Annotated in this window: 9 protein-coding genes; all 9 read left to right on the top strand. The window is 47.0% G+C overall.

Annotated features, from left to right (window positions below):
• The first annotated feature begins 300 nt into the window (after positions 1-300).
• The 9 genes from C7R92_RS18860 to pssA all read left to right on the top strand — a co-directional run bounded on the left by C7R92_RS18860 (position 301) and on the right by pssA (position 10,338).
• Positions 301-1,422, top strand: a complete 1,122-nt coding sequence (locus C7R92_RS18860; RefSeq protein WP_106835270.1) for an MGDG synthase family glycosyltransferase — start codon at positions 301-303, stop codon at positions 1,420-1,422.
• Between the two features lie 29 nt (positions 1,423-1,451).
• Positions 1,452-2,138, top strand: coding sequence for an HAD hydrolase-like protein (locus C7R92_RS18855; protein WP_017247022.1), 687 nt, complete (start codon positions 1,452-1,454; stop codon positions 2,136-2,138).
• 188 nt (positions 2,139-2,326) lie between these two features.
• On the top strand, positions 2,327-2,791 hold the full coding sequence (locus C7R92_RS18850; RefSeq protein ID WP_017247023.1) for a CtsR family transcriptional regulator: 465 nt from the start codon (positions 2,327-2,329) through the stop codon (positions 2,789-2,791).
• A 16-nt stretch (positions 2,792-2,807) separates the two neighbouring features.
• The gene (mcsA, locus tag C7R92_RS18845; RefSeq protein ID WP_007716182.1) at positions 2,808-3,326 is read left to right on the top strand and encodes a protein-arginine kinase activator protein McsA; all 519 of its coding nucleotides are present in this window, start codon (positions 2,808-2,810) and stop codon (positions 3,324-3,326) included.
• A 19-nt stretch (positions 3,327-3,345) separates the two neighbouring features.
• Positions 3,346-4,419 (top strand): protein-arginine kinase McsB, encoded by a 1,074-nt coding sequence (mcsB, locus tag C7R92_RS18840; protein ID WP_069852871.1) that lies wholly within the window; start codon positions 3,346-3,348, stop codon positions 4,417-4,419.
• 66 nt (positions 4,420-4,485) lie between these two features.
• Positions 4,486-6,936: an ATP-dependent Clp protease ATP-binding subunit gene (locus C7R92_RS18835; RefSeq protein WP_017247025.1), complete on the top strand. Its 2,451-nt coding sequence runs from the start codon at positions 4,486-4,488 to the stop codon at positions 6,934-6,936.
• 106 nt (positions 6,937-7,042) lie between these two features.
• The gene (gene radA / locus C7R92_RS18830) at positions 7,043-8,410 is read left to right on the top strand and encodes a DNA repair protein RadA (RefSeq protein ID WP_106835269.1); all 1,368 of its coding nucleotides are present in this window, start codon (positions 7,043-7,045) and stop codon (positions 8,408-8,410) included.
• Positions 8,411-8,418: 8 nt separating this feature from the next.
• Positions 8,419-9,495: a DNA integrity scanning diadenylate cyclase DisA gene (gene disA / locus C7R92_RS18825; protein WP_017247026.1), complete on the top strand. Its 1,077-nt coding sequence runs from the start codon at positions 8,419-8,421 to the stop codon at positions 9,493-9,495.
• A 114-nt stretch (positions 9,496-9,609) separates the two neighbouring features.
• Positions 9,610-10,338, top strand: coding sequence for a CDP-diacylglycerol--serine O-phosphatidyltransferase (gene pssA / locus C7R92_RS18820; RefSeq protein ID WP_017247027.1), 729 nt, complete (start codon positions 9,610-9,612; stop codon positions 10,336-10,338).
• Positions 10,339-10,416 lie beyond the last annotated feature (78 nt).

The raw sequence follows: 10,416 nt of genomic DNA, 5'->3' as shown, positions 1-10,416 counted from the left end.
GTGTGGAAGCGCGGTAACGCGTGGAGCTGACGAATACTAATCGGTCGAGGACTTATCCACACACTCTTAGCAATCATGCGTATTCAGTTTTCAGGGAATGAAACCAACCTCTTTACCCCAGAATGGGTAAGGAGGTTTTTCGTTTTTATAGCAAAAAGTCAAACTCGCGATTATTTTGTCGATAAGTTAGGCCGAATGACCGACAAGTTCCCTCTTGCAGACGGGTCTTGGGGTAGACTAACATGAGAAGGTACCTGATCCAGGCGTTGGAGTAGGCGAGGTTATGAAGGAGAATCGTTCATGAAAAAAATTCTAATCTTTTCCGCTTCCATCGGTAACGGACACAACCAGGCAGCGCGAGCCATGCAGGAAAGCTTGGCCGAGAGTGGTTGCACATCAATGATCATCGATACGTTGGAATATATTAGCCCCACCTTTCACAAGATTTTGCTGGAAAGCTATATGAATCTGTTAAGGCTGTCACCCAAGATGTGGGGAAGGATTTACCATAATACGGAAAAAACCCGTTTCTTCGATATGAATGTGCTGATGAATAAGTTATTGGCAAACAAACTGAAAAAGCTGATCAACAGTGTACAGCCTGATGCCTTTATTGCTACGCATCCGTTTGCAAGCTGTATGCTCTCCGTACTGAAGGGGAGAAATGATTGGAAGGAACCAATCTATACGATCATTACTGACTATACCATCCATCCTTCATGGATTAATCACCATATCAATTATTACTTCATCGGCCATGAACAACTGTATTACCTGTTAGACGTTTATCGTCAGGACCATCAAAAATTCATTCCGATGGGCATTCCCATCATGAAAAAATTCAGCTTACCATTGGACCCTGATTTGATTCGGCAAAAGCTGGGCCTCGTTCCTGGACAAAAGAGCATTATTCTTTCAGGGGGCGGATTGGGTCTCGGCTCGATGGAAAAGGTATTAGATGGGCTAGAAGAGATTAACATTCCTCTGAAAACCTTTGTGTTAACAGGGACAAACGACAAGCTGTACAATAAAGTGATAAATCGTACGTATCGCCATGAAGTCGTTCCACTAAAATTCATCAATAACTTCCATGAATACTTGGAGACGGCTGATTTAATCGTCACCAAATCAGGCGGACTTACATCAGCTGAAGTAATGAGTAAACGGGTACCCATGATTATTTACAACCCTCTGCCTGGACAAGAAGAGAGGAACAGCCACTTTTTGCTCAATAATGGATGTGCGGTACATGCCAATCTGTCAGAGCAATTGATTTACTTTATCGATGAACTATTGCATAGCCCGTCCAAGGTGGACTATATGCGCAGAATGGGACAGAAAATCTCGAAGCCAGATGCTGCACAACGAATTACTGAGTTTATCATGGATGATATGAATATGTTGTCAAGAGAAGTAGAATAGCTGCCTAGCCAGACAAAATGGAGGAACCCATGACTGTACCATTCGCCATATTATTTGATATGGATGGCACGTTACTGCAAACAGAAAAGCTATCGACCCCCGCATTTATTCGAACGTTTGACCAGCTTCGTCAACAAGGGCTATGGCAAGGGGAAACCCCTGACGAGCGTGAACTGATCAATGTACTGGGAATGACGATCGAGCAGATCTGGGACAAATTGCTGCCGGGCGCGAGTGAGGAAGCCATTCGCTCAGCAGACGCCTTCTTGCTAGATAATGAAATCCAGTTACTCAAAGAAAGAGTGACCGAGCTTTATCCGGATGTAAAATCAACCTTGGAAACGCTTCGTGAGAAAGGATTTGCTTTGTTTGTAGCAAGCAATGGGCAGGAAGAGTACATCGATGCCATTTGTCAGGAATACGAGTTAAAGCCGCTGATGACCGATCTGTACTCAGCCGGTCGTTTCCGTACGCATTCCAAAAATGACCTGGTTGCAAAATTGTTGTCTGATTACAAAATCGGGCAGGCCATCATGGTAGGAGATCGTCACTCCGACGTGGAAGCAGGCAAAACAAACGGTTTATTTACCATTGGATGCGACTTTGGTTTTGCCAAACCAGGCGAGCTTGATGGGGCAGATGTCATCATCACCAGCTTCACTCAGCTACTGAATCATTTGCCAGCAATCGACACCAACACACAAGAACAAACATAAACCATTCCTCAGGGAGTGGTTTTTTTGTTGATCATGTCCAAGTTTCAAGCGACCTTCTTTTGCCCAAACTAGAATGTGTAAGGGACACTTGCGGGCACGCAGTAAACCCATTATAATTAACGTCAAAGATAGTCAAAGTCAATAGGTAACCTCATAAGAACATACACAGAGGAATAGGAGGCGATGACTTGCGTAACATCTCGGACATCATTGAACATCACTTGAAAAGCATCATTACAAACAGTCCCAATGGATCGATCGAGATTCAGCGTAGTGAGCTTGCCGACCATTTTCAATGTGTGCCGTCTCAGATCAATTACGTCATCAATACGCGTTTTACCGTTCAAAAAGGATACATTGTAGAGAGTAAGCGCGGGGGCGGCGGGTATATTCGCATACGCAAGGTGCAGATTGTCAGCAAAGCACGCTTGCAGGAATTGCTAACAGAAGAACTGATTGGTGAGAGCATCAGTCAGAGCGTGGGAAATGCGATCGTAGAAAGACTAATGGAAGAAGGATTAGTCAACATCAGAGAAGCCACCTTGATGAAAATCGCTACCTCGCGAAATGTATTGACGCTAGAAGCTGAATTGCGGGATCGTTTGCGGGCAAATATTTTAAAGCAGATGATCGCAGCAATCTTGTTGAAGTAAAAGGAGGTATGATGTTATGAACTGTGAGGAATGCGGAAAACGACCGGCGACACTTCATTTGACGAAAATCGTCAATGGCGAAAAAACCGAATACCATATTTGCGAGCAGTGTGCTCATGAAAAAGGGGACGTCTTTACCGGCTTTCACAACTTCAGCATCAACAATCTCCTGTCAGGACTTTTAAAATTTGATCCCATGCAAAAGAATGGACGCGAAACGGCAACGAATAAGCCGCTTCAATGCGAAACATGTGGACTCACATATTCTCAATTTAGTAAAAGTGGACGATTTGGCTGTAGTGATTGCTACACCTTTTTGGGTGACCGACTGGACCCCCTTTTTCGCCGGATTCACGGAAACACACAGCATAGTGGAAAAGTACCAGAGCGTACCGGTGGCAAATTGAAGATCCGTAAAGAGCTGGAACAACTAAAGCAAGCGCTGCAAAGTCATGTCGCCAGTGAAGAATTCGAGAAGGCAGCAGAAATGCGTGATCGAATTCGAGCATTGGAACAAAAAATGGCCCAATCGTAGCAAGGGAGGTTAGCTGGTTATGTCCCAAAAGCAGTTTATGCAAAACCCGTGGAGCAATTGGATGAAAGGAGAAGGTCCTGATTCCGACATTGTCATTAGTACACGGCTGCGTATCGCCCGTAACCTGCGCCAGCACCCCTTTCCGTTATTGGCAACGGACTCGCAGGGCGAGGAAGTCGTCAGAAAGGTAACGGAAGTAAGCGATTCGGAGGCAATGCGCAAAAGGCACCAGCTTCAGATCATCCATATGGACCAAATTAACCCGTTAGAAAAAAAGGTGCTCGTAGAAAAGCATCTGATTAGCCCTCATCTGGCAGAGGAATCTCGCAAAGGTGCCGTATTACTTCGTGAAGATGAGTCTGTCAGCATTATGGTTAATGAAGAAGACCACATTCGAATACAGGTACTATTACCCGGGTTTCGTTTGAACGAGGCATGGGAATTAGGTACGAAGATAGACGACATTTTTGAGAAAAACTTGAACTACGCTTTCGACGAAACACGAGGATATCTGACAAGCTGCCCAACCAATGTGGGTACGGGTATTCGTGCATCTGTGATGCTGCACTTGCCGGCTTTGGTGATGACGCAGCAGATCAGCAGAATTTTACAGGCAATTAATCAAGTTGGTCTAGTTGTTAGAGGAATTTACGGAGAGGGCAGCGAAGCTCTAGGGAATCTTTTTCAGTTATCCAATCAGGTCACACTGGGGATGTCTGAGTCAGATATCCTTTCCAATCTCTACGGTGTAGCCAGACAGATAATTGAGCAAGAGCGTGTGGCACGTGCTTATTTGCTGGAGCATACCCGGGTTTCTTTAGAGGATCGGATTTTTCGGTCGTATGGCATCCTGATGTACGCTCGCACAGTAGAGTCAAAGGAGGCAGCTCAGCGCCTGTCCGATGTACGTTTGGGGATTGATCTAGGTATTATTCCAAATGTATCTCCGCTCGTCCTAAACGAACTGTTGGTCACGACACAGCCGGGGTTTTTACAGCACCACGCTGGACAAAAGCTCACTCCGGACCAACGTGACGAAAGAAGGGCAAGGCTGATTCGCGAACGTCTGCGCGTAGTAGAATCACAAGAGTAATCGTAATGGTATCACGCAATTGTTAACCATATAGAGAAAAAACACGGTTATACGGAGGTGTACGATATGATGTTTGGACGTTTTACAGAACGAGCACAAAAAGTACTGGCGCTTGCCCTGGAAGAGGCGGTTCGTCTCGGACACAAAGATATTGGGACAGAGCATGTGCTGCTGGGACTCATTCGAGAAGGCGAAGGAATTGCGGCGAAGGCACTGCAATCACTTGGGCTTGGCCTCGATAAAATCCAGAGTGAAGTGGAGTCGTTAATCGGGCGAGGAACAGAGCAGTCCGGTAGTAATTACACACCAAACTATACACCTCGCGCCAAAAAGGTTATTGAACTGTCAATGGACGAAGCCCGCAAACTGGGTCATACCTATGTGGGGACTGAACATATTTTGCTTGGCTTGATCCGTGAAGGAGAGGGCATTGCTGCGAGAATCATGAACAATTTGGGCGTTAGCCTGAACAAGGCACGTCAACAGGTGCTCCAGCTCCTTGGCAGCTCGGAAATGATGGCATCTCATCAACCGTCTGGAGGGAACCCAGCGGCGAATACGCCGACATTGGACGGCTTGGCAAGGGATCTGACTGCAATCGCTCGTGATGGCGGGCTGGACCCTGTCATTGGTCGCCAAAAAGAAATCGAGCGTGTGATCCAAGTACTTAGTAGACGTACTAAGAACAACCCTGTTTTGATTGGGGAGCCTGGCGTCGGGAAAACAGCTATCGCAGAAGGTCTTGCCCAAAAAATCGTGAACAACGAAATTCCAGAGACCCTTCGTGATAAGCGCGTCATGACACTCGATATGGGAACCGTTGTTGCGGGAACCAAATATCGTGGTGAGTTCGAAGATCGTCTGAAAAAAATCATGGACGAAATTCGCCAAGCAGGAAACATCATCCTGTTTATTGATGAGCTGCACACCTTGATTGGTGCTGGTGGAGCAGAAGGCGCAATTGATGCCTCCAACATTTTGAAGCCTGCTCTGGCACGTGGCGAGCTACAGTGCGTGGGTGCCACTACGCTGGATGAATATCGCAAGTACATCGAAAAAGACGCGGCACTGGAGCGTCGTTTTCAACCGATTCAGGTTGATGAACCGACACCGGAGGATGCGATTCGTATCCTGCATGGCCTTCGTGATCGTTACGAAGCCCACCATCGTGTCAAAATTACCGATGAAGCAATCGAGCAGGCAGTAAAACTGTCTGACCGCTATATTACGGAACGCTTCCTGCCTGACAAGGCTATCGACTTGGTCGACGAGGCGGCCTCCAAAGTTCGCTTGCAATCCTTTACGGTTCCACCAAACCTCAAAGAGCTGGAGGGACGTCTGGAAGAGGTACGCAAGGAAAAAGACGCAGCCGTACAATCACAAGAGTTCGAGGAAGCAGCAGCACTTCGCGATCAGGAGCAAAAACTGCGTGAAGAACTGGATAAAACGAAAAAAGACTGGAAAGAGCGCCAAGGCCAGCTGAACATGGAGGTTACACCAGAAGACATCGCGCAAGTAGTGGCGAGCTGGACGGGTATTCCTGTATTGAAGCTGAAGGAAGAAGAAACAGAGCGCTTGCTGAAGATGGAAGAGATTTTGCACGATCGCGTCATTGGTCAAGATGAAGCAGTCAAATCCATCTCGCGTGCAATCCGCCGTGCCCGTGCTGGTTTGAAAGATCCAAAGCGCCCGATCGGCTCGTTTATCTTCCTAGGACCTACTGGTGTGGGTAAAACTGAATTGGCTCGTGCCGTAGCAGAGACGCTTTTCGGTGACGAGGATGCCATGATTCGTGTAGATATGTCCGAGTACATGGAGAAGCATTCCACCGCTCGTCTGGTTGGTGCCCCTCCTGGCTATGTAGGCTTTGATGAAGGCGGTCAGCTGACCGAAAAAGTGCGTCGCAAGCCTTACTCCGTCATTTTGCTGGACGAAATCGAGAAAGCTCACCCAGACGTATTCAACATCCTGCTACAAGTATTGGATGATGGTCGTCTGACAGACTCTAAGGGACGTACCGTTGATTTCCGCAACACGGTTGTCATTATGACTTCCAACGTCGGAGCCAGCATGATCAAGAAAAATACGACGCTCGGCTTCACGACCAACGATTCGGAAAGAAAGTACCAGGATATGAAGGACAAAGTCATGGATGAGCTGAAAAAGAGCTTCCGTCCTGAGTTCTTGAACCGTATCGACGAAGTCATCGTGTTCCACTCTTTGGAGCAAGAGCACATCGAGCAAATCGTATCTCTCATGACAGAAGATCTGCGTAAACGTTTGAAAGAGCAAGACATTGATTTCCAATTGAGTGAAGAGGCCAAGAAAGTATTGGCAAAAGAAGGCTTTGATCCGGCCTATGGTGCGCGTCCTCTGCGTCGTGCTATCCAGCGCCACATCGAGGATAATTTGTCCGAGGAATTGCTCAAGGGCACGATCAGTAAAGGCGATACCGTCAATATCGAAGCCGAAGAAGGCAAGCTGGTTGTTAAGCGCCTCGAAAAAACGAAATCATAAGCTGGATTGAAACGTAATAGAATGCCTCCTGATTCGGGAGGTATTCTTTTTTTGGGTGCGTAATTATGATAAAAGTAGAGAAAAAAATCCAAGTGAGGGTGCGACTATGTCAAAGTATAAAACGAAATACGCGTGTCAAGAATGTGGCTATGAATCGCTAAAATGGATGGGAAAATGCCCGGGGTGCAGCAGTTGGAACACCTTGGTGGAGGAAGTGACCGTAAAAAATCCACATCGTCACGAAGGGATGAGCGGCGGCCAACGCCAATCTGCGATTCCATTGACTCAGGTAGCCAGTGAAGAAGATCCACGCATGGATACCACGATCGGAGAATTGAATCGTGTTCTTGGTGGAGGACTTGTTCCGGGTTCACTCATTTTGGTTGGAGGAGACCCCGGAATCGGAAAATCGACATTGCTTTTACAGACATCTTTTGCCTTGGCTCATCAAGGGGCAAAGGTTCTCTATGTATCTGGAGAGGAGTCGGCAAAACAAATCAAAATTCGCGCGGATCGACTCCATTTGCAAACGCCGCCGATGTTTGTATTGGCAGAAAATGATTTGGATTTGATCGAACAGCATATTAATCAAGTAGACCCGGATGTGCTGATTATTGACTCGATCCAGACCGTGTTTCACCCGACGATCCAATCGGCTGCTGGAAGTGTCGCACAAGTGCGGGAGGCGACTGCCCAATTGATGCGGATTGCAAAAGGGAAAGGAATTGGTACCTTCATTGTCGGTCATGTTACCAAGGAAGGCTCCATCGCCGGTCCGCGTATGCTTGAGCACATGGTAGATGCTGTTCTCTATTTTGAAGGGGAGCGCCACAATACGTTTCGAATTTTGCGCGCCGTCAAAAACCGTTTTGGTTCGACAAACGAAATCGGTATTTTCGAGATGAAGGATCGCGGTTTGGAGGAAGTGGCGAATCCGTCTGAGATATTTTTAGCAGAGCGTCCATTTGGTGTTGCGGGTTCCACGGTCGTAGCCAGTATGGAGGGCACACGTCCCGTTTTGGTTGAGCTGCAAGCACTCGTTGCCCCGACCAGCTTTGTCACCCCACGGAGAACGGCAACAGGGGTCGATCATCAGCGTGTGGCGATGATCATGGCAGTGTTGGAAAAGCGCATGGGCATGATGCTACAAAATCAGGATGCATATGTAAACGTAGCAGGTGGGGTCAGATTGGATGAGCCAGCGGTTGATTTGGCGATTGCCGTAAGCATTGCAAGCAGTTTCCGTGATCACGCTACCAATCCGCATGATGTCGTTATCGGAGAAATTGGCTTGACTGGTGAGGTGCGCGGTGTCTCTCGTATTGAGCAACGAGTACGAGAAGCACATAAGTTAGGCTTTAAGCGTGTTATCATCCCGGAGAAAAACATCCGCGGTCTGGATGCGCCAGCAGATATTCAAGTGATTGGTGTGAGCAATATTGCCGATGCGTTGAACGAGGTGATAAGGAGGTAGGAGTGGGCATGCAGGGGAACATCAAAAGAGCTCCGCAATTCGGTGATGTGCTTCGTCTCGTGGCACCCGGCACACAGCTTCGTGAAGGATTGGAAAATGTTTTACGGGCCAAAACCGGGGGCTTGATCGTCATTGGGTGCGGTCCAGAGATGAAGACGATTGTCGATGGCGGTTTTTCCATCAATTGTGATTTTTCTCCTGCCCATTTGTATGAATTAGCGAAGATGGATGGGGCGATTATAGTAAGTGAAGACGCAAAACGCATCCTGTACGCGAATACGCAAATCTTCCCACCCTCCTCAGTCCCCACGAGCGAGACGGGGACACGGCATCGTACAGCGCAACGGACAGCCATTCAAACGAATCATCTGGTCATTGCTATCTCTCAGCGTCGCAATGTGATCACGTTGTACCAGGGGAATTTCCGGTATGTCTTAAGTGAAATCAGTGTCATTTTGGCCAAGGCGAATCAGGCTGTATCTACCCTTGAGAAATACAAGGCCGTTCTTGATCAAACATTGACGAATCTCGGTGCGTTAGAATTTGAGGAGCTCGTTACTCTACACGAAGTTGCCTCGGTTTTGCAACGGATTGAGATGGTGTTACGTATTAAGACAGAGGTCTCCAAGTACATATGTGAGCTAGGGGTAGAAGGAAGGCTCGTCAGTATGCAGTTGGAGGAATTGGTTTCAAACATTGAGGAAGAGGCACACATGCTTATTCGGGATTATTCCCGAGATCCATCCTATTCACCTGATCTCGTGTTGCGGGACATGAAAAAATTAAACTCGGAGGAAATGCTGGAACTCACTTCTTTTTTGCGAACGCTGGGGTATTCCTCCAATGCCAGTATGCTGGATGAATCCGTTTCCCCTAGAGGTTATCGGATCCTGTACAAGATCCGGCGTTTGCCCGTTACGATCATCTCAAATCTGGTAGAGCATTTTCATCATCTGCCGCGAATCATGATGGCAACGATTCAGGAATTAGACGAAGTGGAAGGCATTGGCGAGGTCCGAGCGAGAGCGATTAAAGAGGGGCTGAAACGGATTCAAGAACAAGTGTTCATTGACAGACACATTTAAAGTAGAATAGGATAAAGGCATTATTTGTATTCAACATTTGCCTAGGGGACTTGGATGAAAACAAGGTCGACAGGATAACCTGCTCCTTACGCAAAAGAAATCAGGAGGTAGTCTATGTTCGTGAAATCGTTACCGAACATACTAACCGTAAGCAACTTGTTTCTGGGAGTTTTAGCAATTATTCTTGCGTTTCGAGGCGATCAATACGTCGAATATGCAGCGATCACAGTGATCATTGGTATGCTGGCAGACGGGCTGGATGGACGTGTAGCTCGTATGTTGAATGCCCAAAGCGAGTTCGGAAAGGAATTGGATTCACTTTCTGACGTCATTACGTTTGGGATTGCGCCAGCGTTCATCATGTATGTTGTCGTCTTGCAACACTTTGATTTGCTTGGGATTCTCATTACAGCCATTTTTCCGATCTGTGGTGCGCTGCGTTTGGCGCGTTTTAACGTACAGGCCGGGGTTCCGGGGTATTTCATCGGTTTGCCGATTACGGCAGCGGGGGGCGTACTGGCTACGCTCGCACTCTATCACCAAGTATTCACTCCGGTATTGCTTGCCGTAAGTATGTTGCTGCTTGCCTTTTTGATGGTATCAAAGGTCAAGTATCCTAACTTTAAAAAAGTGGGGATTCCAAAGTCTGCTTACTGGATCACACCCATTATCATCGCGATTGTGGTTGTTGTAGCGATTAAGTATCCGCAGCAATTTCCAAAAATCGTCTTCCTGCCACTTGCTTTTTATGCACTGTACGGAATAAAAAAAAACGTTGACTTTCTCGTCAAAAAATTACGCAAGCGTAAAAACAAAGAGGAAGAATCCGTTCCGTTTGAATAGTTACGGCATAAAAAAACCCACACTTCAATGTGCGGGTTTTTCTTTTTTGTATGCAACTTTTTTTAGGGTTCATTCGTA

Origin of the sequence: Brevibacillus porteri, from assembly GCF_003013475.1 — a bacterium.
GTDB lineage: Bacteria > Bacillota > Bacilli > Brevibacillales > Brevibacillaceae > Brevibacillus > Brevibacillus porteri.
Note: the sequence above shows the minus strand (reverse complement) of the source record. Positions and strands in the feature narration are given on the sequence as shown.